Below are 25,313 nucleotides of genomic sequence, written 5' to 3'. Positions count from 1 at the left end.
CAGCCTTTAGTGACAGTAATCTGCTGTCGGGCTGGCTTAGTTATGTACGGACTGATTACCGTGATTCACTAAGCAACGAATCGCACAAGTTTCCTTCTACGATGCTGATTATCGGGGCTATGTTAGTCCCGCAACCACTGGGAAGCTACGAGCAGAGTACTTTTTCTTTGGCCCAGGCCCAGTCTTTACTCGGAATTTGATCGGCGAAAATAACTATTTCGTTCGAGATAGCTTGGCGACCTATGCTAATATTTGGTCGGGCTGTGGCGCGACTGTAAATATGCGGGTGAATACTTCAATGCGCGCCACTGGTGTCGGGATAGCCACCGTTGACACCCTTGATCTCGCTCAGGGTTTGGTTTTTCACCTCAGATATCGCCCCTGCTAACTAATTACTAATTCGTAATTTTTGGGCGTTTCACTACACCAATTAGTAGGGTGGAATGTCACTTACTTAAGCTAGATTTAGATCCCCGATTTATTCAAGGATACAACTGACGATTAGGGGGTATGACCTCCTAATAAGGCTAATGTGCGGCAGAAAATAGGGTTTTACTCCAAAACATCAGTTGGCAAATATTTAAAACCATGCTGGCTAAAATGGGTTGAGAGCGTAATTCCCGATTTGCTGATGACAATGGAACTATAGAAATTATCGCCCCACTCATGCCGCGCGAAAACTCAAATCGCTTAATAGAAGTTTGTGTTGATGTATTGTGCGAAGAGTTGGGCTGGGAAATTAAACGTGCTGGTTCGCTAACTTTAACGCGAGATGATTTAGAGCAGGAAGCAGAGCCAGATAGTAGCTACTACATCCAAAATGAACCGTTAGTTCGAGATCAAGAAAATATTAACATAGCAATCGATCCACCCCCAGACATGCTCCCGGTGGAACATTCCAGGTCTGCAATAGACAATCTGAGGCTTATGCTGCGATCGCAGTCACCGAATTCTGGCATTATAACAGCAGTGTATTGCGAGTTTACACACTTACAGGTGGGCAATATTCAGAAGTCCAAACCAGCCCTACTTTTGTGCCTGTGTGGGTGAAGGAGATTTCCCTGCCTGGATATCCCACCACTGATTCTGAGTACAGAATGAGCCTGGGGAACGAGGGCGTAAAAGTTAACCTTAAGTTGACACCCATGACCAATGCTGTGCCTATACCATAGATGTAGTTTAAATACATGAAAACTTGTGGCAGGACGAGATATTTACTTATGACTCAGCAACAACTCTTCAACATCGGTAATTAATCCCAACAAATACTAACGATCTCCCACCTCCCCACTCCTCTATTCCCCTTGCAATCGCGGTATTTACTAGGTATTTTTTCCTACTTTTGGGGTGTTTTTTCCGGAAAGAACTACCCTAATATTACAAAACATCCTGAAATCTATATAAATTAATGGTTTCATCTATCCACATTAGGCTACAACACCTTAGAATGATTCATTGAAAAGTCGAGCCGATGGGATGTACAGCGATTTTGAGTAAAAATACTCCCAAAGGATGATTTTTGTATTTCCGTGAACCGAGATTTCAGTACAGATGTGTCAAGATGCATCCGTAAAGAATCTCAAGTAAACCTTCAGGAGTTTGATATGAACAAGGGTGAATTAGTTGATGCCGTAGCTGAAAAGGCTGGTGTTACCAAGAAACAAGCGGATCAAGTCTTAACTGCCGCTTTAGAAACGATTATTGAAGCGGTTTCCTCTGGTGATAAGGTAACGTTGGTAGGATTTGGCTCATTTGAATCACGGGAACGTAAAGCCCGCGAGGGTCGCAATCCGAAAACAAATGAAAAGATGGAAATCCCAGCGACCAGGGTTCCTGCTTTCTCCGCAGGAAAACTGTTTAGAGAAAAGGTAGCACCCCCAAAAGCATAGGTTCTGTCTTCGGGAACCCTTTTTTAATGCGGCAACCTGCACACGGGGGAAATTTAGCCTGGGCAGCAGCACTGGCTGGCTGTCCCCCTGATGCTATTCTGGATTTTTCTGCTAGCATCAGCCCGTTGGGGCCTCCAAACAGCGCGATCGCTGCTATCCTGTCCCAACTTGGTAATCTTAAGCACTATCCAGACCCAAATTATAGTGAACTGAGACTAGCTCTCAGTCACTTCCATCAATTGCCGCCTGAGTGGATTCTGCCGGGTAACGGCTCCGCAGAATTACTCACTTTAATCGGTAGGGAATTAGCTCAATTAGCCGCGACAATTTTAATAACTCCAGCCTTTGGCGACTACTACCGAACCTTGGCAGCATACAACGCTAAAGTGCTGGAGTGTCCTTTGTCATTAGTCGTTGGTCATTGGTCATTGGTCATTGACAAAGGACAAAGGACAAAGGACAAAGGACTGCTTCTGAATAACCCGCACAACCCAACCGGAAAGCTATTTTCGCGGGACTGTATTTTGCCCTATTTAGAGCAATTTGCTTTGGTTGTGGTGGATGAAGCATTTATGGATTTTGTGCCGCCCAATGAGGAACAAAGCCTGATTCCGGTGGTACAGAAATATCCGAATTTAGTAGTATTGCGATCGCTGACCAAATTTTACAGTCTCCCAGGACTGCGATTAGGATATGCGATCGCACACCCCGACTGCCTAGCTAAATGGCAGCTATGGCGTGATCCCTGGCCCGTAAACACCTTAGCTGCGGCGGCGGCAATTGCGGCACTCCAAGATCCGGAGTTTCAGCAGCAAACCTGGGCATGGCTACCACCTGCACGAAACCAACTCTTTCAGGGTTTAGCTAAAATCCCAGGATTGCAACCCCAAGCAAGTGCTGCTAACTTTTTACTGGTTGAGTCCCAAGAGTCTACTTCGCAGTTACAGCAACAATTACTCAAGCACCACCAGATTTTAATCCGCGATTGCCTTAGCTTTAAAGAACTAGGCGATCGCTTTTTCCGGATTGCTGTACGTGAAGAGTCCGATAACCAACGCTTACTAACAGCGCTAAAAAAAAGTTAGGAGTTATAAGTTAGGAGTTATAAGTTGAAGAAGGGTTTTAATTCTTAACAGACGCGATTAATCGCGTCTCTAGTCCTAATTCCTGTACAGACGCGATTAATCGCGTCTCTCCTAATTCCTAATTCCTAACTCTAACTTTAAATTCGCGTGACCGTTGACTACGATATTGTAATTATTGGCGGCAGTCTTGCTGGATACTACGCTGCCCTTGCTGCAACTCAACTACGTGCTACAGTTGCCCTGGTGGAACCGAAAGTAGACTATGGGTTTACTCATCACCATGCTCTTACCGAAATTGGTAAACTGGCGCAAAAATTGAATGATGCCCCTAGTTTTGGTATTCATGCCACACACACTCATACCTCAGAAGAATGCCAAATATCTATGGCATGGCAAGAAGCGATGCTCTATGCTCAATGCGTCGCCTCAAATCTCAAAGAACAGCATTCTCCCGCCATCCTAGCCGCGCGGGGAGTCGATGTTATCGTTGGTAGTGGTGAATTTCAATCTTCACCCCAACTGACTTTTGTTGTTAACAATCGCCTACTACGCGCCCGTGCCTATTTGCTGGCCACTGGTTCGCGTCCAGAAATCCCAGAAATTGAAGGATTACAAACCACTAGCTACCTAACCCTATCTAATATTTGGCAATCCTTAAAGGGAGCGATATTACCCAAAAATTGGGTGATTATCGGCGGAATTCCCCAAAGCATTGAAATCGCTCAAACTTTAGCCCGGTTTGGTTGCAGTGTGACGCTGGTAGTCAAGCATCCCTATATTCTCCCATATCTAGACCCGGAGATCGCCATGCTGCTTCAGGGGCAGTTGGAAATCGAAGGTGTGCGCGTCCTCACCAATAAATCAGTAATTCAGGTGAGGCTAATTGAGGATAAAAAGTGGATTCAAGCAGGAGATAAGGCAATTGAAACTGATGAAATTTTAGTGGCGACTGGACATCAGCCGAATCTTGAATCTCTAAATTTGGCAACAGTAGGTGTGAAATGGCATCGGCGTAGCTTAGTGGTGAATGATAAACTGCAAACCACTAACCACCGCATTTACGCTTGTGGTGATGTAATTGGTGGTTACGACTTTGCCAATATTGCTAATTATGAAGCAAAAATTGCGCTGAACAATGCACTCTTTTTCCCCAGGTTACGAGTAAATTATCGCTCCATTCCTTGGGCGATGTTTTCTGTGCCGATGCTGGCGCAAGTGGGTTTAACAGAGGCGCAGGCAAAACGCCAATTTGGCCCAGATGAAGTCTTAGTTTTGCGACAGTATTTTAAAACTGTGGCAGCAGCCCAACTTCGGGACGAAACCACTGGTATGTGTAAATTAATTGTGCTACGCAACGGGGAAATTTTGGGAGCTTCGATATTGGGGGCAGAAAGTGGAGAGTTGATTAATTTAATTGCTTTAACAATGTCACAAAAAATTAAAGTAAAAGATTTAGCAAATCTATCTCCCGTCTATCCTAGTTTCTCAGAAATTCTGGAACAAACTGCAAGAGAGTGGAGTAAGCAAAAGTTAAATAGCAATATTGCTTTGCAAGAGTTTTTAGAAGGCTTTTTCCATTTTTGCCGCAACTGGAATTTGTAAATCTCGTTTCCAGCAAGAAGGCTGGAAATGCTATTCAATTGCGGCTATGCCGCAAGTCTTGAGGCAGAGCCTCATATAGGCATTCCCAGTCGGAGACTCTTGAGGAGGAAATCTATGAAAGCTTTGTTTAGACTGGTTTTTATGTTAAGTTGACACCAATGGGCGAGGGGCGACCCTCAAACCTGACTCGCTCTTTAGTTATTTATCTGGAAAAGTCTGTACCTTGCCATCAGGACTGAGAACGACTCGAATTCTAACATTTTGTCCGCGTGTATTGGCAGAAACAAAAGGTTTACCAACTTCAGGTATACCAGCGCTATCAACGAACTCTCTTGCTGCCTTATTAAGGGGAAAAATTCGTTCAATTGTGCCGTCAACACCGACTGTCAAACTGTACTCTAATGTTTGTGCTAGTCCAGTAGGTGGTTGCCAACGCTTTGTTAGGTATTTTCTAGCTTCTGCTATTTGAGGTGTGTCAAATAATGTCCCTGTAGCTACTTCTGTGGATGTGGGGGTTTTGCCTCCATCTCCTAATTGATCGATAAACGGATTATTATCCGCAGTTCTAGAGGTGGGAAGTTGTGAAGCAGGTTTCTCTCCAGCAGAAGTTGGCTGTAGGGAATTGATTCTTTCCTCTAGCTGCTGTTGTGAGTTTAGTGAGGAGGGTTGGGTGGGAGTATTGCCACCATTATTATCAGGTATAGTGCCAAGAGATGGGGGGACTGGTGAGATATTAGTTGGTAAGCTGCCCGTGGTAGAAGATAGTCTGGGTGGCAAATTCCGCCGTTCAGGAAGGGCATCAGCTTGGGGACTTGACCCTGTAAGGTTCTGTCCCAGATTTGGTAATATGGCTATTTCCTGTCCTGGGATTTTGCTAGATGGTGCGTTAGCGTTCGCGGAGCTTCTCGTAGAGAAGCTCGCCGTTGGCGAAGCCTCTCGTAGAGAAGGCATCGCTCGATTGCTGGAAAGGTTTGCAGTCGTTCTCTGAGGTATTGTCAATGCATTTAGAGGGGGCGGTGTAGAAAAACTAGTAGAACTAGGGGCTGTTAGAGGTGCTGGGGGCAAACTGGATGTAGGCAGTGGAGGCGTGGAACCTAGTAAGTTATCTGATGGAGTGCTGAGTCCGGGTTCAGGCGTGGGAAAGTTTAGTGAGGATGAAGGTTCTAAAGCAGCCTTTATCGCTGCTGGATCTGATGTTTTGGCTGTCTGCTGTTGCTTTTCTCTAATGTTGTTAGCATATTGCCAAGTAACTGGTAACAAACCTACACCTAATATTAATACTGCGGCAACAGGCGCCCAAGTAGGGAACGTCAGACCCGAACTCGTGCTGTTGAGAGTAGGGAGTGCCATGACATCAGTCGAGTATTCATCTAAAGCACTTGCCAAATCAAATAGTTGCAGCAGACTGAGTTTAATTACGGGGCCAGATGAGTGGTTGGCGAGAGAACCGAGAAATAAATTGTGAGTTAAATAGCTGTTTGGTTCTAAGTGGATATTTGCCCCGGAAATCTGGGTATTAAAGGAATTTAATGTTTTTATTGAGGACTTTAATTCCGGCTCATCCACTGCTGTGCTTGAGTCGTGGGTACCGGAGAAACTGACCCAAAAGCTTTCTGGAGACTGTTGGAGGAATTCTTGTACGTAGCTTGTTACGGCATCACATAAGGCTTCGAGTTGATCGCGATCGCCCCGAATTGGAACTCTGTTTTCTTCTGGTAGTCGGGGATCATCAAAACGTAGCTCAAAGCTTAGGTGTTTGAGGACAGTTTTCCCCATCCAACGGGACAGAGGTGAGCTTTGCGCGAATACTTCTAGCGTGCAAGTCGGGGGTGTGTAGCAACGAATGACAGAATTTGATAGAGGCATGGCAGGAACTGCGAGGAAGACTATTTGGGATTTTGCAAAAAAAGAAAAGTTTAAACGGCGGATTCCTCCACTCAGAATTTTGTCAGGTTCCTTCCGTTATCCAAACTGGTGTACCAGGAGGAAGCAGTGCTGATAGTGTATTGCCCAACAGCTAAGGACTATCAAAAGGAATCCTTGTCTAGCAAACAAATTACAAGCGAATTTTGGTTGAGGAATTTCAAATCTAAAATTTAAAATTTTGTTGAACGGTCTATAAGTGCTAGCCAGAGACGGCGATGCCCACCAGGAGCACTGTAAAAAAGTAAATCTACAAGCAGTTTTAGTGCCAGGTTCGTTAGTAAATCCGTTGAGATTTGCTCGTCCTCTTCCATCCGCTCTTGGTAGGTGTTGCAAAAAGCATCAATATAATCTCCAAGTAAAGCAGCCTGGTGAGGTTCCCGGTTATTTTCTGCCATTTGTTCCAACAGTCCGACAGCACGGCGAATTAATTCCTGGTGCTGTTTGGCTAGGTAGCAAGTGATCAGAACAAGCGATCGCGCTTCTTCGATATCTAGCTTTTTTCGCCCTCCTTGACCTTTGCGTAGGGGATTTGATTGGCGCAGTCGCCATAAAGCTACGCGGTCTGGCACTCTTGACTCTAAATTCAGATCAGTTGCCGCCGAAAGCATAGCCTCTGAACCAATCCCAGTTAAGGTTTCTAGCGCCAACAGCACCAAGTCTAATTGGGTTTTGATATTATCCCATTGGACTGTGTTTGGGGCTGGAAGCTTGATTAAATCCTCCCACTGGGAATTTGGGGTGGCTGAGTTGGTGGCCGAGTGCATAACTTTTAGCATAAGTGATCAAGCTGATAGAGGATGTTGCTGTTACCCATTTTGAAACCAGACTCTCAAGCGTCAAGCTTGGTTTCCCGTAGCTATGAGCCAGAGGCTTCAGCTAGATTTTTTCTATGTGGTAAACAGCAGGTATCTTTGTCTTACTCTAGATGAAAATTTATTTTGGACAAAGTAGAAAATTATCAATTCTAGTTAAGGCTTACATGACTTTTGCTGCTAGCTCCGTACAACAGTATAAATAAACTATTGTTTTGAATGCTAACCGCTAATTATCGCTAAGTAATTATTTAGAATACCTCCTAATTTATTTGCAGTTTGAAATTTTGAAATTTCTTGACGTTTATTACTTAGTTTTAATGTATACATGATTCTTAGACAAATCTTTTGCCTGTTTGCTAAAGGTGCTTCTTGCTGCTTTCCATCATCCCACCCCATTTTCATTTGTGTGCAGCCTGTTATTTCAGGACAGGGTGGGCAACATCAGGACGATTGATGCCTCCATGAAAATTTGATCAAGTCAGCCTTTGAAGATGTTGGCTAATTGATTTTATCCAACTTAGTTGGTACTAGAGTTCTAACCGCAAACCACACATATAAGCTGTCGCGCATTTAATTTGCACAACTAGGGCGGGCAAGATGCCCACCCCACAAGAGATTCATTTTTTTGAGGATGCAAATTAAAAGATTTTTAGCTTATCAGAACTCATTTATAAACTTGATGGGCAGAGGTGATGGTTATGCGGTGAGCATTGTCAGCATTATTTCATTACTTTACCCAAACGAATCAGTCTATAATCATCACCAGTCTAGCCGATAGAATCAGGAATAACAGAATCTCTATACCTATGAGAAAAGCTCAAGTCTAGTCTCTTGACTTTGGATCTAACGGCACTTTCAATTACTACTATTAGCCACAAACTTTTTGAGTAGCCAATTCTGACAATTTTAACTAAATCAGGTTACTATTTTGCTGTCTTATCCACACCCCAAATGCTTTCATTGTCGCATTTCTGCCATTGGTTTTACTTAGCATCAAATATTCGGAAATCACTTGGTAAATTGGTAAATTGGGGAAAATATAACTGGTATTTGATTCTACATACTTACCATCAGAAAGCACGTTTATTTCTAACTTGCTTCCATTCCATCGCCACAGTTCCGGGACTCTCAAAGCTTGATAATTATTGAAACGAGTGCGGGAGGTAATATCAATTTCCAGAGCCAAATCTGGAGGCGGGTCGATTTCTAAATTGATTCTAACTTTGCTCCTAATTTTAGCTTCATTTTGGATATAGAAACAATCATCTGGTTCTACCCCAGCATCCATACTTTGTTTATCAAAAGTCGTAGAATCCAAACTCCAAAATTCCAGATCGAGTTCTTCTAATAAAACTTTTAGCAAGTCGCCAATAATAACTTTAGCTACTTCATGCTCTGGTAATGGAGCCATTATTTCCAGCACCCCTTGACTGTAACCTATCCTAGAACTGCGATTGTCTCCCAATTCTGCTAAAATGCGTTTGTATGCCGACCAGGAGACATCTTTAATCAACAACTGATGACCGGCTCTAACAATTAGTTGATTGAGTTCAAGTAACATAGCAAATTTCCTCCTCTTCATTAATGACAATACGCTTGGTGTTAGTGATATTTTGCTCCCGAATATTCCTCTAACACAATACGGTTTACTTAAGGCTTAAATCTTTGTCAAAGTCAATTTTTTTAACGAACCGCCAAGGACACAGAGAACGCAAATAAAGACAAGGAAAAAATGCTTAATTGAACTGTATTGGGTTATAGATAATTGACTGAGTACAATACCTTCACAAAAAAATAGTATGAAGAGAGAGAGAATGTAGCAGAATTAAGCTGTTACACAAGAACAACTCTAGCTACTTTCATATTACTCACGCCCCTAGATATTGCCATCCTAAAAATTTTGTCTTCGTCTTTGTAAGTTCTTAGCTTGCTGTTTAGTAACAATTAATAAAGGATGTAAGAACTCTTTACGTCCTTCCTGATTTAGCAACATCAACACTCCATCAGAATCCTTTCCGAATTCACTTACTACCTTATGTGCGTAATCACAATTGACCTGCCACCACCCATTGTGTTTGCCTATTGTGTATAGTACATAAAAATCAGTATCGGCTGCTACGTTTTTTTCAGCACATTTATAACTTACTGCGGCTATTCCAGTACCAAAAGCTACGTCTGTCCATGTTAGTATTCCACCTTTATTAGCTGGATTTTCTGGATTTTTACCTTGGACCATTATGTAGTAGACCCTATCAGTTTGCTCTGAGATATTTGCTCCACCTATATACTCAGCACAAGCTGGGCTATTAGTAAAAAAGCTAAAAGCTGCAATGAAAGGTAAAATCTTGGTCTTCATACTGTTTTTCTTCTATAACTTCTGCTTCATCCTAACCAGGACTTACGCAAAATAATGAAAAATTGGTATTAGTCCCGCCTTGGAATAAATTCCAACGCTAATAGCTAAAGTCCTCTCAAGAGGACTAAATATAAGATTTTAAGTGATGTAAATAGCTATTTTCTGTAAAAGCGAAAATTTCAGTCCACTTGAGTGGACTTGAGCTATTAGCACTGAACTTAAGTTCGGGGCGGGATTACCTGTCTGCGCGACACTTTGATTGTTATAAAAATGTGGGTAACGACAAGCCTTTTTAAAGAGGGTTAGGGAGGATCAAGCCTTAACCCAAACGTATTGGTTTATAAGGAAAAATCGGACGAACTAGCAGTGTTCACTAGTTACATTTATTGCCACTTTATTTGATGTGAGCAACGGTAACACCACTGCCCCCATCTGCTTGTTCTGCTGGTTCGTAGTTGTTAACTCTGGGATGGTGTTGCAAAAAGGCGTGAACTCCTTGCCGCAGTTTACCAGTGCCGTACCCGTGAATAATCCAAAGTGGGCTTGTAGCTTCCGAAATGGCTTTATCTAAAATGTATTCGGCATCAGCCACCCGTTTACCACGCAAATCTATGGTATTTTGAGAAGTGCGAATTTCTGGAACACTTTGCGGTGGTGGGGTTACTGCTGCTGGGGCTGGTTTGGGTTTGACGACTGGTTCGGGTTTTTGACCATCTAGAGATTCTACGTCTTCTAACTTCACCGTCATCTTCATTAGCCCAAAGCGAACGCTTAACTCCCCATCTTCATTAGGGGCGACGATCACTTCTGCTACCTGTCCCAATTTGGGAACCCGGAGCCGATCGCCTATTTTGGGCATAAAGCCAGCTTTTGGTTTTGCTGGCGTTGCTGGCTGATAAAGCTGGCCAATTTGATTCAAAGCATTGGTGGCTTGCTGCGCCTCTTGGGCTGTGGGCGTACCTTTCTGTAAGCGGCGAATCACTTGGGCAATTTCACCTTTTGCCTGAGCGATCGCTTGTTGGACTGCTATTTCCTGTGAAGCCCGCAAACTGCTTTCCCTCTCCTCCAAACTTGCGGCTTTTGCGGATACTTCTTTGTATAAACGTTCCGCTTGCTGCAACAAACTTTGGGCTTCGGCTGCTTTGGTTTCCTGGCGGCGGCGTTGCGCTTCTAAGCCAGCAATCACCTGGTTAACTTCATCTGTGGCCTCTCCTACTTGAGTTTTTGCCTGTTGTACCACTTCTGGTTTTAATCCTAAGCGTAGGGCAATAGTTAAGGCATTAGAACGTCCAGGGATGCCCCACAGCAGACGGTAAGTAGGCGAGAGAGTACTTTCGTCAAATTCTACAGAGGCATTTTCAAACCGCTCATTTTCGTATTTCAGGGCTTTAAGTTCGCCGAAGTGAGTGGTGGCGATCGTTAGCTGGGCATGATTGGCTAGATATTGCAACAAGGCGATCGCTAAGGCGCTACCTTCAACTGGATCAGTGCCGGCACCGACTTCATCAAGTAAAACTAGGGAATTGGGAATTGGGCATGGGGCATTGGGCATTGGGCATGGGGCATTGGATTCTTCCTTATCTCCCTCATCGCTAATGGCCTCCAAAATCCGACTAATGCGGCGAATGTGTCCAGAAAATGTGGATAAACTTTGCTGTAAGGATTGTTCATCGCCAATATCTGCCAGCACTTGATCAAACCAAGGTATTTCTACTGGTTCACGGGCAGGGACAAATAAACCCACTTTCGCCATCAATGCTGCTAACCCCAAGGTTTTTAAGGTTACAGTTTTACCGCCAGTATTTGGCCCGGTAATCGTCACTACCCGAATTTGCGGACTGATCAGCAAATCTACAGGAACTACTGGTTGTCCTTGTTCGTGCTGTTGTTGCCAAACTAACAGTGGATGTCGTAAGTTCCGCAAGGTAATGATTTCATTGTCTTCACGCTGGATAAATCGCGGGGGATTCGCTCCTAGCCAGTAACTATATCGTGATCTAGCAGTTGCTAAATCCAAAGTGGTAGCGATCGCTAACAACCTCTCCAAATCTGGTTTGACTGCGGCTACAAGTTCGGTCAAAACGCGGCGAACCGCTTCTTCTTCAGCTTGCTCTCTTCTGATGATCTGCCGCAGTTGGTTGCCCAGAGGCACTACTGAATTCGGTTCTACGTATAGCGTCGCACCGCTAGTAGAGGTATCGTGGACAATACCGGGGATGGCATCTTTTTGGGGTGCTTTCACGGGGATCACAAAGCGATCGCTCCGTTGCGTAATCAGCTGTTCTTGAACTGCGCCAGATTTTGCCTGTAAGATATTTTGTAGCTTTTGAGTAATCTGAATACGTAATCGCCGCAAGTCTGTGCGAATTTCTCCCAGTTTTTGACTCGCGCGGTCAGTTACCTGGGCGCGTTCATCAATACATCGGTGAATTTCCTGCTCTAGTTCTGGATAAGTCCGCAAATCGGCAACCAACTCAGTCAGTATGGGCAAATCTTGCTGATTGTCAATGACACGGCGCAAATTTCTGACACCAGCGAGGGTGGTAGCGATCGCTAATAGTTCATCCCCTGTCAAAATTCCGCCGCGTTCTGCCCGTTCTAGGGAATCGCCAATATCTTGAATTCCCTCAAATGAGAGTCCCGTGGTTAGGCGAGTTTCCAGTTGGTAGACTTCTTTAGTTTGCTCTAGCAACTGTTCGCTTTCGGTCTGAGAATCGGGTATTTTCAGATGACGCGCAGCTGTCGCCCCCAGCTTAGTTGCCGCAAAGGTGGCAAGGTGCTGACAGAGGCGATGCCATTCTAATAGTTCTAAGGTTTCAGATTGGATCAAGGTTTCAACATCAAATCTGAAGTTATAGTAACAATTCTAGCCGTTCTGTGACACTTATTTAGCTTAAACTGCGGCTATTTCTTGCACTAGTACGTAAGGCTGGACGATGAGGGTATTAAATCGCTTAGTGCGTTGGCGTAGCTCGCTGAAAGCATCGCTATTCCATTCTCCTACCTGTACTGTCGTGGGTTTGGTAATCAATTGCTGATCAATCCACTGTTGCACTGATGGTATGTGATCACTGGCGATCGCTACTCCAACATCCACTAAGTTTAACTCAGGTGCCACCAAAATTACTGCATCTCGTTGTACATGAGGAATTAGCCACTCCCACTCTGCCTCATCCAAAATTTCTGTTAATTCCGCTCTTAAATCCGACATCATGCCCAATCTTTATTTGTAGATGGCTATTTTTACATTATTAACTAAAAGGTACTTCCTGACCAATGATTAATAACTAAACTTTTGATTTCATTTCATCAATTTCAAATAAAGATACAATTACTCCAGCGATGGGAATAGATATAAAAGATTATTTAATCGCTCGCAAAAGTTTTTGGCTTCAAAGCCGCTCGGATCAATTTTGGATTTTAGATTTTGGATTAAATGCATTTACTAAGTACAGAATTTCATAAGTTCATAGCGAATTCTCTGCGTGCCTCTGCGCCCCTTTGCGTTAAAATTTCAACCCTCAATTCGCCACTATTTTACACAAAGCTGTACTAAGTTGGTTGACTTTAAACATCCAAAAGCTCAATGGCGATCGCTACCTCCCTAAAGCATATATCTGAGTTTGTGTAACTCATCGTCCTAAATTATGCATCTCGTTAATTACCGTGGCACACTTTTGTGTCAATGCTTCCAATTCCTCTTTATTAGTGGAACTGGGAGCATCAATCAAGTTACCAATTCTCACAGTGATGGGAACTGCGCGAGGTAGGGACGATCCTTTTTCTAAAATCGCCTCAGTACCCCAGACACTTACTGGCAATATTGGGGCTTTTGCTTTCGCCGCCAGCAGCAATGCACCTCTTTTGGGGTCTGTAATTCGACCATCGGGGGTGCGGGTACCTTGCAAAAAAACACCGACAGCCCAACCTTTATCAAGATATTCTAGGGCGGAACGGATGGCAGTGCGATCGGCATTTCCCCGACTCACCGGGTAAGCACCGTACAATTTAATCGCTTGTGCCAAAATGGGAATATTAAATAACTCTTCCTTAGCCATGTACGCTACTGGACGACGTACACAGTTGGAGACAATCGGCGGGTCAAAGTAACTAGCGTGATTACTCACTACCAGTAGCGCCCCTGATTGGGGGACATTTTCCGTACCATAAATCTGTCCCCGAAAGTAGGCGTGAACTAAGGGGCTGACGACCGACCATTTAAAGGCGTGGTAAAGTGCCAGACTGATAAACGGTTCGCGGTTTTTGTCCACAGAAGATAATGCAAATCAAACTGAACTTAGCATAAGCGATCGCCAGTCCCAGAGCAAACTCAACCAAGCTGTAGAAAAGCAAGCGACTGATTTCGACAATTTCAGTTGATACTTAGTGAGCTTTATTACTACATTCCCTACCTTTTAAAATATGCTTTTAAGGGATTCCAATTAAAAAAATATCCAATATGAATTGTTTCACCCATTTGGGAATACTAGATATGGAAATCGTCAGGATTTAGCAGTATGGTTACTATTCCCGGATATCAAGTTAACGAACAACTTTATAATGGTTCGAGAACCCTAGTTTATCGGGGGTATCGAGAAACTGACTCGTTAAGAGTAGTGATTAAACTGCTGAAAAATCCTTATCCCAGTTTCAGTGAACTCTTATCCTTTCGCAATCAATACACCATTGCCAAAAATCTCAACTCACCCCTAATCATCCAAACTTATAGCCTAGAACCTTACCAAAATGGCTATGCGTTGGTGATGGAAGACTTTGGAGGGATTTCTTTGAAAGAATGGGGAACAGGGTCAAGCCTACGAAATCTCACGGAGTTTTTAGAGATAGCGATCGCACTGTGCAATACCTTAGATATACTCTATCATCAGCGCGTTATTCATAAAGACATCAAACCCGCGAATATTCTAATTAATCCCGAAACCAAACAAGTAAAATTAATTGACTTTAGTATTGCATCTTTATTACCGCGAGAAACTCAAACGCTTATCAGTGCCAATGTGTTAGAAGGTACACTCGCTTATATTTCCCCAGAACAAACAGGAAGAATGAACCGGGGGATTGACTACCGGACTGATTTTTATTCTTTAGGTGTAACTTTATACGAATTACTTACAGGAGAGTTACCCTTTCAATCAAATGATCTGATGGAGTTAGTGCATTGTCATATTGCAAAACTTCCACCAAATATGAATAAACCTCACCTGTCTTCGATACCCTCTTCTTACCAAGGAGAGGGTTGGGGTGAGGTTGATTTGACTATTCCCCAAGTTCTCTGTGATATCGTAATGAAATTGATGGCGAAAAATGCCGAATCCCGCTATCAAAGTGCATTAGGGCTGAAATTTGATTTAGAAAATTGTTTATCTCAACTCCAAGAAACTGGTGAAATTAAGAGTTTCCCAATTGCGCGTAGGGATGTGTGCGATCGCTTTATTATCCCTGATAAACTCTATGGAAGAGAAACAGAAGTATCAACCCTACTCCAAGCATTTGAAAGAGTTAGCCTTGGTGCAACAGAAATGATGCTGGTAGCTGGTTTTTCGGGTGTTGGTAAAACCGTTGTAGTTAACGAAGTTCATAAACCGATTGTCAAACAACGTGGTTATTTTATCAAAGGGAAATTTGACCAATTTCAGAGGAATATTCCCTTCAGTGCATTTGTGCAAGCCTTCCGAGATTTAATGGGGCAATTATTAACAGAAAGTGATGCTCAAATCCAGCGATTTAAAACCAAGATTTTAGCGGCTGTAGGCGATAATGGGCAGGTAATTATTGAAGTCATCCCCGAATTATCAAGAATTATTGGTCAACAACCACCCGCTACAGAATTATCAGGAACTGCGGCACAAAATCGATTTAATTTATTATTCCAAAAGTTTACCCAAGTCTTTACTAGTGCTGAACATCCATTAGCGATGTTTTTAGATGATTTGCAATGGGCAGATTCGGCATCACTGAATTTAATGCAGTTATTAATGGCTGATACAAAGCATCTTTTTTTAATTGGTGCTTATCGTGATAACGAAGTCAACCCAGTACATCCGTTAATGTTAACTTTGAATGATATCCAAAAAACAGCAGCCACGATTAATACGATTAGTTTAGCGCCACTGAGTCAAGGGCAAGTGAATCAATTAGTTGCTGATACGCTGAAGTGTTCAGAAAATTTAGCTTTGCCTCTTTCTCTATTGATATATCAGAAAACTCAAGGTAATCCGTTTTTCGCTACACAGTTTCTTAAGGCATTACACCAAGATGGATTAATTGAATTTAACTTGGAATCAGGGTGTTGGCAATGTGATATCACACAAATAAATCAGCAAGCAGTTACAGATGATGTCGTTAAGTTCATGGTATTTCAATTACAAAGACTGCCGGAATCAACTCAAAAACTGTTAGAGTTAGCGGCTTGTATTGGCAATGAATTTGATTTAGCAACTTTGGCAATTGTTTCGGAAGAATCAGAAATTGAAACGGCTGCTAGTTTATGGAAAGCTTTAGAAGAAGGGTTGATTTTACCGATTAGTGAGATTTATAAGCTTTATCAAGGAAAAACTAATGATGAATTAGTTAGTAAAAATGAGAATAACAATAAACAATTAGCTAAATATAGATTTTTACACGATCGCGTCCAACAAGCTGCCTATTCCCTTATTTCCGAAAATCAAAAACAACTAACGCACCTCAAAGTTGGGCAACGGTTACTCAGTTCCACACCCGAACAGCAGCGAGACGAGAAACTGTTTGAAATTGTTAACCAGTTGAATCAGGGAGCCGCATTAATTACTACTCAAACTGAGCGGCACGAACTAGCAATGCTCAATTTTGCAGCTGGACAAAAGGCAAAATCTTCAACCGCTTATGTAGCAGCAATGCAGTATTTAAATCGAGGCATTCAACTGCTAACTACAGAAGGCTGGGAACATTGTTATGACATGACTTTGGCTTTGCATGAGTTAGCTGCCGAAGTTGCTTGTCTGAGCGGTAATTTTGAGCTAATGGAGCAATTTGTGGATGCTGTATTGCACAATGCCCGACACTTGCTAAACACCATTAAAGTCTACGAAGTAAAAATTCTCGCCTATGTGGCGCAGAGCCAGCAACCCGAAGCGATTAAAACCGCTCTCACAATTCTAGAATTATTCGGAATTGTGTTCCCAACTCAGCCCAGCCCAGCAGAGATTAATCAAAGTTTACAAGAAATCCAGTTACTTTTGAACGGAAAGCAACTAGAAGAATTGCTGAAATTGCCTGAAATGGTCGATCCTGAAGCCCTAGCAGCGATCCGAATTCTGGCAGCAGTGACAGCAGCAGTCTATCAAGCGGTTCCGCCTCTGTTGCCAATGATCGTCTGCAAACAGGTTTGCTTATCGATTCAACAAGGCAATGCGAGTGTATCTACGCTGGCTTATGCTTGGTATGGGGTGATTCTTTGCATCAATGGGGAAATTGAATTAGGGAATCAGGCAGGTCAACTGGCATTGGATCTCCTCGCAAAATCTCGGAGTCAGGAATTCAAAGCCAGCACGATTAATATGGTGTATCCGTTTATAAAGCCCTGGAAATATCCAATTCAAGCATCTCTCGTTCCTCTGCTGGAGGGATATCACAGTGGTCTGGAGATGGGTGCTTTAGAATATGCAGCTTATTGTGCTTACAATTACTGTTCCCTATCCTTTTTCTTAGGCAAAGAACTAACTGTTTTGTTACAAGAAATGGCAGCTTATAGTCAAGCCTTGGCTCAACTTAAACAGGAAGTTGCTTACAACTATCTGAATGTTTTCTATCAATCTACTTTAAATTTAGCGTCAACTTCAGCCGGTCAAAGTCATCTCCCTTGGCAATTTCAAGGTGTAGTCTATAATGAAGCCACAATGCTGCCCTTGCACCAAACTGCCAACGATCTTTACGCCATCGGTACGCTGTACGTTAATAAATTGATGCTTTGCTACCTGTTCCAAGAATGGCATGAAGCCATTGCAGTGGCAGACTCTGCTCAACAATATTTACATGGGGTGGCTGGCTGTTTCATGGTAGCAATTTTTCATTTTTATGATTCGCTGACCCAGCTTGCTGCCTTACCTCACACTTGTGAGGAAGAACGAAAAGGATTGCAGCAGCGAGTCCTTATCAATCAGCAAAAACTGAAACAATGGACATATCATGCTCCCATGAACTTCCAGCATAAATATTCTTTGGTCGAAGCAGAAAAATGTCGCGTTTTCGGACAGAAAACAGATGCGATGGAACTTTATGATCTTGCTATTCAACTCGCTCAAGAAAACCAATATCTCCAAGAAGAAGCCCTAGCTAACGAACTCGCCGCCAAGTTCTACCTCGACTGGGGCAAAGAAAAAGTCGCTGTTGCATATATGCAAGAAGCTTACTATTGTTATGCCCGTTGGGGAGCAAAAGCCAAAGTGGAGGATTTAGAAAAACGTTATCCTCAACTACTGCAACCAATTCTGCAACAGCGACAACTTAACTTCAATCCTCTAGAAACCATTGCTTTTCGTGGGACTTCCTCATCTACTCGCACGAATACTACTAGCAGTACTACTATTTCCGATATTCTAGATTTTACCTCTGTTCTCAAAGCTGCTCAAGCTATTTCCAGTTCTCTAGAATTAGAGGCACTCATCGCCAGTCTCACGCGTATTATCCTAGAAAACTCTGGCGCGAAAAAATCTGCACTAATTCTTCCCCAAGATGATACTTGGCAAGTAGGAGCAATTACCTTTATTGAGCATGAGGAAATACAAACTATCCCAAATACACAATCACTAGATAATTGTCAAGATATTCCCGTAAATATTATCCATTACGTCAAAAATACCAAGAAAACAGTTGTTATAGACAATTCCAAAACAGATATTCCAGGTTTAATTGGGGAATATATGCACCGAATCCAACCCCAGAGTGTATTATGTACCCCGATTATTAATCAAGGGCATTTGGTGGGGATTCTTTATCTAGAAAATCAACTAACTCAAGGGGTATTTACTAGCGATCGCCTTTCTGTGATAAATTTTCTCTGCACTCAAGCTGCAATTTCTTTGGAAAATGCCCAATTATATAATCATCTCCAGGAGCGAGAAAAGTTTCTCAGTAGTATTTACGAAGGTGTTGGCTGTCTCATCTTTGTGATTGATATCCGCGATCATGGTAGGTTTGAGTACACAGGATGGAGCAAATCCTGCGAACTAGGGGTTGGTATACTTGCTTCCGAAGTCCTGGGTAAAACTCCACAAGAATTACATGGTGATGAAGGTGCAGTAGTATATCAAAATTATCTGCGTTGTTTCCAAACTGAAATACCTATCACCTATGAAGAATGTCTAACATTTAACGATCAGAAAACTTGGTGGTTAACCACACTCAGTCCATTAAAAGATGAGACGGGCAAAGCTTATCGCCTAGTCGGGACAACTATTAATATTAGCGATCTCTACGAGGAGCTTCGCTTACGCAAAGAAGCTGAGTCAGCATTAACCGAAAAATCTCAAGTACTCGAAACAGCGTTAGAAGACTTACAACAAGCGCAATTACAAATCGTTCAGAGTGAGAAAATGTCTGCATTGGGTAATTTAGTCGCAGGGGTAGCCCATGAAATGAATAATCCTTTAGGTTTTATTTCTGCGAGCCTCAAACAAGCTAAACCCACCGTTGCAGATATTGTTGAACACTTGAAACTATATCAGCAAAGTTTACAAAATCCGAGTGATCAAATTCTCGCTCATGCTGAAGACATCGACTTGGATTATAGCTTAGAAGACTTACCCAAGGCAATTGATTCAATGGTGATGGCGTGCGATCGCCTCAAAAATATCAGCACCAGTCTCCGCACTTTCTCCCGTGCTGATAAAGATTACAAAGTGCCGTTTAATATCCACGAAGGTATCGACAGTACGATTTTGATTCTCAAACATCGCCTGAAAGCAAACGAACAGCGTCCAGCAATTGAAGTGATTAGCGATTATGGCAATTTACCTAAGATTGAGTGTTTTCCTGGACAATTAAATCAAGTATTTATGAATATTCTGGCAAATGCAATTGATGCGCTGGATGAATCAAATACGGGACGGACTTTTGAGGAAATTAAGACTAATCCTAACCGAATTATAATTAAAACCTCCCTGAAAAACGAAGGCGTGAAAATTGCTATTGCTGATAATGCTAAGGGGATGGATGAATCAGTGAAACAAAAGATTTTTGACCACTTATTTACCACAAAATCTGTGGGTAAAGGAACGGGATTAGGACTCGCGATCGCTCGTCAAATCGTTGAAGAAACCCACAGTGGGAAATTGAGTTTTAACTCTGTTTTGGGTGAGGGGACAGAATTTTTTATTGAAATTCCAGGATAATTTTTGCTTTTGTTGTTCAACAAGCTCAGATATTTGGGAATACTAAATCTAGAAGTCTTAAGGATTTAGCAGTATGATTAGCACTCTTGTCAATATTCCCGGATATCAAGTAAGTGAAGAACTCTACAATGGTTCGAGAACCCTAGTTTATCGCGGGTATCGAGAAACTGACTCCTTAAGAGTAGTGATTAAACTACTGAAAAATCCTTATCCGAGTTTCAGCGAACTCTTATCGTTTCGCAATCAATACACCATTGCCAAAAATCTTAACTCACCACTAATCATCCAAACCTACAGCCTAGAACCCTACCAAAATGGCTATGTGTTGGTGATGGAAGATTTTGGAGGGATTTCTCTCAAAGATTATTTTACCTCTATAGAGACGCGATATATCGCGTCTCTACAAGAGTTTTTAGTTCTAGCGATCGCACTGTGCAATACCTTAGATATACTGTACCGCGATCGCATTATTCATAAAGATATCAAACCCGCCAATATTCTAATTAATCCCGAAACCAAACAAGTTAAATTAATTGACTTTAGTATTGCCTCCCTACTCCCACGGGAAACTCAAACATTGATGAATCCTAGTGTGTTGGAAGGGACACTTGGTTATTTATCTCCTGAACAAACAGGAAGAATGAATCGCGGGATTGACTACCGCACTGACTTCTATTCTTTAGGTGTCACTTTTTACGAATTACTTACAGGTGAGTTACCGTTTCAATCAAATGACCCGATGGAGTTGGTACATTGTCATTTAGCGAAACTTCCACCAAATATGAATAAACCTCACCCGCATAAAGCATCCTCTGCTGATCAAGGAGAGGGTTGGGATGAGGTTTCTTTTCCTATTCCTCAAGTTCTCTGTGACATCGTGATGAAATTGATGGCGAAAAATGCTGAGGATCGCTATCAGAGTGCATTAGGGTTGAAATTTGATTTAGAAAATTGTTTATCTCAACTCCAAGAAACTGGTGAAATTAAGAGTTTCCCAATTGCACAACAAGATGTGTGCGATCGCTTTATTATCCCCGACAAACTTTATGGACGAGAAAACGAAGTAGAAACACTACTTCAAGCATTTGAAAGAGTCAGCTTGGGTGCTACTGAAATGATGCTGTTAGCTGGGTTTTCGGGAATTGGAAAAACTGCGGTTGTTAATGAAGTTCATAAACCGATTGTTAGACAACGCGGTTATTTTATCAAAGGGAAATTTGACCAATTTCAACGGAATATACCCTTAAGTGCATTGGTGCAAGCATTTCGAGATTTAATGGGGCAGCTATTAACAGAAAGTGATACCAAAATCCAGCAATGGAAAAGCAAAATTTTAGAGGCTGTGGGTGAAAATGGACAGGTAATTATTGAAGTCATTCCTGAATTAGAAAGAATTATTGGTGAACAATCATCGGCTCCATAATTATCAGGAAATGCAGCACAAATTAGATTTAATTTATTATTCCAAAACTTTACCCAAGTCTTTACCAGTGTCGAACATCCATTAGTGATGTTTTTAGATGATTTACAATGGGCAGATTCAGCATCGCTGAAGTTAATGCAGTTATTAATGGCTGATACGGGACATCTTTTATTAATTGGTGCATACCGTGATAACGAAGTCAAAAGAGCGCATCTGGCATTTCAACTACAAAGACTACCGCAATCAACTCAAAACATCTTGCAGTTAGCTGCTTGTATTGGCAATCAGTTTGATTTAGCAACTTTGGCAATTGTTTCAGAATCCTCGCAAATCGAAACGGCTGGTGATTTGTGGAAAGCTTTGGAAGAAGGGTTACTTTTACCTACTACTGATGTTTATAAATTTTTCCAACACAGTGAACAGGATTCTGATTCCAACCCTTCAAATTCTAATTTTCAAGTCCCCACCTATAAATTTTTACACGATCGCGTCCAACAAGCTGCTTATTCTTTGATTCCAGAAGATCAGAAACAGAGTACTCACTTAAAACTTGGTCAGCTACTGTTAAGTAATATTTCTCCAAGTGAGCAAGAAGAGAAAATCTTTCAAATTGTTAGTCAATTAAACCTGGGGTTGAGGTTAATTACTCAACAGACCGAACGAGATCAACTTGTTCAGTTAAATCTGTTAGCTGGACGAAAAGCTATTGCTGCCACTGCCTACACTGCTGCGATTGAGTATCTAACGCTAGGAATAGAACTGCTAACAGCAGATAGCTGGCAAAGTCAGTATGATCTCACCCTAGCGCTGTATGAAGATGCAGCAAAAGCAGAATACTTAAACATCAACTTTGAACAGGCTATCAAATTTACAGACCTGATCTTGCAGCAAACTACGCAGATATTGGACAGAATTAAAGCTTATGAACTGAAAGTTCAGATTTATATTGCCCAAGATCAGCAAGTTAAAGCCATTGAAACAGGGTTAAAAGCACTGGAGCAGTTAAAAATTTCGTTGAGATCACCTGATCTAGAGCAGGAGAATCGTTTAGCTCAACTACCAACTTTAACAAACTTAGCCAATGTTCCAGAAATGACCAATCCAGAATCTCTGGCTGCACTGCGATTGCTGATTAGTATTACACCTCCTGTTCATCATGTCAAACCGGATATGTTTCCGTCAGTAGCACTGACAATGCTCCATCTTTGTCTTGAACAGGGACATTCATCCTTGGCTGCTTTTGCCTATGGAAGTTATGGTATATTTCTTTGTGCTGTAATCGGAGATGTCGATACTGGTTATCACTCAGGTCAGATATCTTTAAAACTATTAGAGCAATATCACGGTAAAGAAATCAGTACAAAAAGTTATATGCATTTTGGTGTTTTTATCTGTGCTTACAAAGAGCATGGTCGAAATACACTCACATTTTTACGGGAAAGTATGCAGTGTGGATTAGAAGTTGGAGATATCGAACACGCTAGCTATTCGATGATGGCTGAGTGTACGCATTTATTGTTAATTGGAGAAACTCTAGATGCTGTTGAAGAAAGGCAAGCAAAATATATTGATCTACTTTTAAAACTCAAACAAAAACATTGTGTTGATTATGCCCAGATTTGGAGGCAAGTCACCTTAAACTTACTCGGACGATCCTCTCAGCAATATTACCTGACTGGTATTGATTTTGATGAGACAGAAATGCTGCCACATTTTCACAACACCCACAATCATCAGTCACTATTTGCCATCTATGTTGCCAAAACAGCTATCCTTTATACCTTTGGCCAGTATGAACAGGCTGCAACCAATGCAGAAAAAGCCACCGAGTATATGGATGGAGCCTTTGGTCTACTATTAGTTGTGGGACATAACTTTTACTACTCTTTGTCCTTACTTGCAAAGTATTCTAGCTGCGATAATGAAACGCTACTGCCTTCGGCAGATCGGGATCAGCAAGAATGTTGGCTAAATCAGGTAGTTACCAACCAAAAACTCATGCACTACTGGGCTGGCTATGCTCCTGTTAATTTTCAGCACAAGTATGACTTAGTTGAGGCAGAAACAGCGCGGGTAATGGGAGATAAGCTCAAGGCGATGGAACATTACGATCGCGCCATCTCCCTCGCTAAAGCCAACGAATATATCCAAGAAGAAGCAATTAGCAACGAACTAGCAGCCAAATTTTATCTCGACTGGGGCAAAGAAAAAGTGGCTGTTGCATATATGCACCAAGCATACTACTGCTATGCTCGTTGGGGAGCAAAAGCCAAAGTGGAAGATTTAGAAAAACGCTATCCCCAGCTACTCCAATCCATTCTGCAATACCAACGAATCAACCTCAACCCCTCAGAAACTATTGCTTTTCGTGGGACTTCCTCTTCCACTCGCACTTCTAGCAATGGTAGCACCAGTATTTCCGATGTTCTGGATTTTACCTCAGTTCTGAAAGCAGCTCAAGCTATCTCCAGTTCTCTGGAATTAGATCAACTCATTACCAGCCTCACCCGGATTATCCTCGAAAACTCTGGCGCGAAAAAATCTGCACTAATTCTTCTCCAAGACGACACTTGGCAAGTTAGGGCAATTACTTTTATCAATCATGGATCAAATTCCCAGATTGATATCCGAACTATTCTTGAACCACAATCACTAGATGATTGTCAAGATATTCCCGTAAACATTATCCATTACGTCAAAAATACCAAGCAAACAGTTGTTATAGACAATTGCAAAACAGATATTATTGGGTTAATAGGGGAATATATGCACTCCTCACAACCCCAGAGTGTATTATGTACCCCGATTATTAATCAAGGGCGTTTGGTAGGGATTCTTTACCTTGAAAATCGACTGACTCAAGGGGTATTCACTAGCGATCGCCTCAACGTCATTCACTTACTGTCTTCCCAAGCAGCAATCTCTCTAGAGAATGCTCGACTGTATCAACAAGCCGGGCAAGCATTACAAGATTTACAGCAAGCGCAATTACAAATTGTTCAGAGTGAGAAAATGTCTGCATTGGGTAATCTTGTTGCTGGTGTAGCCCATGAAATGAATAATCCTTTAGGCTTTATTTCTGCTAGCCTTAAACAAGCTAAACCCACCGTTGCAGATATTTTTGAACACTTGAAACTATATCAACACAGTTTACAAAATCCTAGTGATGAAATTACCGACCATGCTGAAGAAATTGACTTGGATTATAGCTTAGAAGACTTACCCAAGATGATTGATTCAATGATGATGGCGTGCGATCGCCTCAAAAATATCAGCACTAGTTTACGTACTTTCTCCCGCGCCGATCAAGATTACAAAGTGCCGTTTAATATTCACGAAGGCATTGACAGTACGATTTTGATTCTCAAACATCGCCTGAAAGCAAACGAACAGCGTCCAGCAATTGAAGTGATTAGCGATTATGGCAATTTACCTAAGATTGAGTGTTTTCCTGGACAATTAAATCAAGTATTTATGAATATTCTGGCAAATGCAATTGATGCGTTGGATGAATCAAATACGGGACGGAGTTTTGAGGAAATTAAGACCAATCCTAACCGAATTATAATTAAAACCTCCCTGAAAAATGAAGGCGTGAAAATTGCTATTGCTGATAATGCTAAGGGGATGGATGAATCAGTGAAACAAAAGATTTTTGACCATCTATTTACCACAAAATCTGTGGGTAAAGGGACGGGATTAGGATTAGCGATCGCTCGTCAAATCGTCGAAGAAACCCACAGTGGGAAATTAAGTTTTAACTCTGTTTTGGGTGAGGGGACAGAATTTTTTATTGAAATTCCACTGTAAAGTTTTGAAGATTGTTGGTAAA

At 42.0% G+C, this 25,313-nt stretch carries 12 protein-coding genes and 4 pseudogenes; 8 read left to right on the top strand and 8 right to left on the bottom strand.

The features are described 5' to 3' along the window. The 6 genes and pseudogenes from V7K31_RS21155 to V7K31_RS21130 all read left to right on the top strand — a co-directional run. A pseudogene (locus tag V7K31_RS21155) lies at positions 1 to 200 on the top strand (hypothetical protein); the annotation flags it as partial. Beyond that, positions 146 to 388, top strand: a pseudogene (locus V7K31_RS21150) (DUF4360 domain-containing protein); the annotation flags it as partial. The pseudogenes V7K31_RS21155 and V7K31_RS21150, both read left to right, overlap by 55 nt. A 176-nt stretch (positions 389 to 564) precedes the next feature. Then, positions 565 to 1,058, top strand: a pseudogene (locus tag V7K31_RS21145) (Uma2 family endonuclease); the annotation flags it as partial. Positions 1,059 to 1,604: 546 nt separating this feature from the next. Further along, the gene (locus tag V7K31_RS21140) at positions 1,605 to 1,889 is read left to right on the top strand and encodes an HU family DNA-binding protein (protein WP_292753636.1); all 285 of its coding nucleotides are present in this window, start codon (positions 1,605 to 1,607) and stop codon (positions 1,887 to 1,889) included. A 26-nt stretch (positions 1,890 to 1,915) separates the two neighbouring features. Then, the gene (gene cobD / locus V7K31_RS21135; RefSeq protein ID WP_335096629.1) at positions 1,916 to 2,974 is read left to right on the top strand and encodes a threonine-phosphate decarboxylase CobD; all 1,059 of its coding nucleotides are present in this window, start codon (positions 1,916 to 1,918) and stop codon (positions 2,972 to 2,974) included. A 147-nt stretch (positions 2,975 to 3,121) separates the two neighbouring features. Continuing rightward, positions 3,122 to 4,576, top strand: a complete 1,455-nt coding sequence (locus tag V7K31_RS21130) for a dihydrolipoyl dehydrogenase family protein (RefSeq protein WP_335096628.1) — start codon at positions 3,122 to 3,124, stop codon at positions 4,574 to 4,576. 198 nt (positions 4,577 to 4,774) lie between these two features. Here the strand turns inward: V7K31_RS21130 and V7K31_RS21125 are convergent, their stop codons facing one another. The 8 genes from V7K31_RS21125 to V7K31_RS21090 form a co-directional block, all read right to left on the bottom strand. Further along, on the bottom strand, positions 4,775 to 6,442 hold the full coding sequence (locus V7K31_RS21125; RefSeq protein WP_335096627.1) for a DUF4335 domain-containing protein: 1,668 nt from the start codon (positions 6,440 to 6,442) through the stop codon (positions 4,775 to 4,777). Between the two features lie 230 nt (positions 6,443 to 6,672). Next, positions 6,673 to 7,278 (bottom strand): DUF3038 domain-containing protein, encoded by a 606-nt coding sequence (locus tag V7K31_RS21120; protein WP_335096626.1) that lies wholly within the window; start codon positions 7,276 to 7,278, stop codon positions 6,673 to 6,675. 258 nt (positions 7,279 to 7,536) lie between these two features. Next, the gene (locus V7K31_RS21115; RefSeq protein WP_335096625.1) at positions 7,537 to 7,719 is read right to left on the bottom strand and encodes a hypothetical protein; all 183 of its coding nucleotides are present in this window, start codon (positions 7,717 to 7,719) and stop codon (positions 7,537 to 7,539) included. Positions 7,720 to 8,227: 508 nt separating this feature from the next. Next, the gene (locus tag V7K31_RS21110; RefSeq protein ID WP_335096624.1) at positions 8,228 to 8,878 is read right to left on the bottom strand and encodes a Uma2 family endonuclease; all 651 of its coding nucleotides are present in this window, start codon (positions 8,876 to 8,878) and stop codon (positions 8,228 to 8,230) included. Positions 8,879 to 9,208: 330 nt separating this feature from the next. Continuing rightward, a complete protein-coding gene (locus V7K31_RS21105) occupies positions 9,209 to 9,673 on the bottom strand; it encodes a hypothetical protein (RefSeq protein WP_335096623.1) in 465 nt (154 codons plus the stop codon). A gap of 394 nt (positions 9,674 to 10,067) precedes the next feature. After that, on the bottom strand, positions 10,068 to 12,503 hold the full coding sequence (locus tag V7K31_RS21100; protein WP_335096622.1) for an endonuclease MutS2: 2,436 nt from the start codon (positions 12,501 to 12,503) through the stop codon (positions 10,068 to 10,070). Positions 12,504 to 12,566: 63 nt separating this feature from the next. Next, positions 12,567 to 12,884 carry a DUF2288 domain-containing protein gene (locus V7K31_RS21095; protein ID WP_335096647.1) on the bottom strand — a complete coding sequence of 106 codons (318 nt, stop codon included), beginning with the start codon at positions 12,882 to 12,884 and terminating at the stop codon, positions 12,567 to 12,569. 421 nt (positions 12,885 to 13,305) lie between these two features. After that, entirely contained in the window at positions 13,306 to 13,944 is a 639-nt protein-coding gene (locus V7K31_RS21090) for a lysophospholipid acyltransferase family protein (protein ID WP_335096621.1), read from the bottom strand. A gap of 246 nt (positions 13,945 to 14,190) precedes the next feature. Here V7K31_RS21090 and V7K31_RS21085 point away from each other — a divergent pair, with 246 nt between their 5' ends. Beyond that, positions 14,191 to 20,058 (top strand): AAA family ATPase, encoded by a 5,868-nt coding sequence (locus V7K31_RS21085; RefSeq protein ID WP_335096619.1) that lies wholly within the window; start codon positions 14,191 to 14,193, stop codon positions 20,056 to 20,058. Positions 20,059 to 20,131: 73 nt separating this feature from the next. After that, positions 20,132 to 25,291, top strand: a pseudogene (locus tag V7K31_RS21080) (ATP-binding sensor histidine kinase). The last annotated feature ends 22 nt before the right edge of the window (positions 25,292 to 25,313 follow it).

This window comes from Nostoc sp. (assembly GCF_036917675.1).
Classification (GTDB): domain Bacteria; phylum Cyanobacteriota; class Cyanobacteriia; order Cyanobacteriales; family Nostocaceae; genus Nostoc.
This window is presented reverse-complemented; position numbering and strand designations above follow the sequence as displayed.